The sequence below is a fragment of the Parvibaculum sp. genome (genome assembly GCF_049672805.1).
Classification (GTDB): domain Bacteria; phylum Pseudomonadota; class Alphaproteobacteria; order Parvibaculales; family Parvibaculaceae; genus Parvibaculum.
Genome location: NZ_JBATWS010000208.1, coordinates 1 through 1,726 on the forward strand (window position 1 = coordinate 1; position 1,726 = coordinate 1,726).

Here is a 1,726-nt window from a genome sequence, read left to right on the forward strand (position 1 = left end):
GAGGGACAACAGCCCTTCGCGACTGGCGGGGCAGACGCCGCGCTCCGTGATGAGGGCAGTGACGAGGTTTGCGGGTGTTACGTCGAAGCCGTAATTCACCGCCGCGCTGCCGGGGGCGGAGATTTCCACGGTGACGATCTCGCCTGCCTCTGTGCGGCCCGTCATATGCGTGACTTCGCGGGGGCTACGCTCCTCGATCTCGATTTCGCGCACGCCATCGCTCAGTGACCAGTCGATTGTTGTGTGGGGCAACGCGACATAGAAGGGCACATTGTTTGCGGCAGCAGCGAGTGCCTTCAGATAGGTGCCGATCTTGTTTGCCACATCACCGGTTGCGGTGGTGCGGTCGGTGCCGACGATGCACATATCGACGCGGCCATGCTGCATGAGGTGCCCGCCTGCATTGTCCGGCACGATGGTATGCGGAACGCCGTGGCGACCAAGCTCGAAGGCGGTGAGCGATGCGCCCTGATTGCGGGGCCGTGTCTCATCCACCCAGACGTGAACGGGGATGCCTTCATCATGCGCCATATAGATGGGCGCGAGCGCCGTTCCCCAATCCACGCAGGCGAGCCATCCCGCATTGCAATGGGTGAGGATGTTGACCGTCTCGCCGGGCTTTTCTGCGGCGCGCTTGCGGATGAGGCCGAGACCGTTTTCACCGATGCGGCGGCAGATTTCGACATCCTCATCGCAAAGACGCGCTGCCTCTGCATAGGCGGCGGCCACGCGCTCACCCGCCCCCACCTTGCCGATCGCCTCGCGCATTGCATCAAGCGACCATTTGAGATTGACCGCTGTGGGCCGCGTGGCGAGCAGCATCTCATACGCGCGGGCAAGCGCCTCATCGGACCCGTTTTCTCGCAGGGCGAGGCAAAGCCCGTAAGCTGCGGTTGCACCGATCAATGGTGCGCCGCGCACCCACATTTCGCTGATGGCGCGGGCGGCATCTTCCGCCGTCGCAAGGCGCACAAGCCGGAACTCATGGGGCAAGCGTGTCTGATCAATGATCTCGACGGACCAGCCATCCTCTGCAACGCGGATGGTCCGGTAGTGAATGCCGTCAATTTTCATCTGGACCTCCGGTTATGGCCGGGCAGTCACCCGGCTTCGGCCGGTGCATCTGCAATTTCCACGCTTGTGATGCGGCGGCCTTCCATGCCCGTGACGGTGAAGATGAGGCCATCATGCTCCACACTGTCACCCAGTTCCGGCACACGGCCGAGATACCACATGACATAGCCCGCGATGGTGGAGAAGTCATCGCCGCTCATTTCCAGCGGGCGGCCGATCTCGAATGAAAGACGCCGGACATCGGCCCAGCCTTCCACGCGCCAGCGGCCATCTTCCAGCTTCTCCAGCCATGGCTGACTGTCTTCCGCGTCCTCGGGGAACTCGCCCGCTATTGCTTCCAGTATGTCGGCAGGCGTTATCAGCCCTTCGATGCTGCCATATTCATCGGTCACGAAAGCGATGGGTGCATGAGAGGTGCGGAACATCTCCATAAGCTTCAGCACGCCCAGCCCTTCATGCACGACAAGCGGGCTCTGGATGCTGCGCTCCTCGTTGATGCGGCCTTCGCTCAGAAGGTCTTCCATCAGATCTTTCGCGCGCGCATAGCCGACGAGATCATCCGTCGTATCGCGGCAGACGGGATAAAGGCTGTGCGACGAGCGGCGAAGAATATCGAGGGTCTTTTCCGGTTCGGCGGAAAGCGAAATCCAGA

General features: G+C 61.9%; 2 protein-coding genes. Both read right to left on the bottom strand.

Annotated elements, in window-relative coordinates; all coding sequences use genetic code 11:
* Positions 1–1,074, bottom strand: a 1,074-nt coding sequence (mtnA, locus tag WBF74_RS06650; RefSeq protein ID WP_424437049.1) for an S-methyl-5-thioribose-1-phosphate isomerase, incomplete at its 3' end; no start/stop codon positions are given.
* A 26-nt stretch (positions 1,075–1,100) separates the two neighbouring features.
* A partial coding sequence (locus WBF74_RS06655; protein ID WP_424437052.1) for a transporter associated domain-containing protein occupies positions 1,101–1,726 on the bottom strand: 626 nt, incomplete at its 5' end.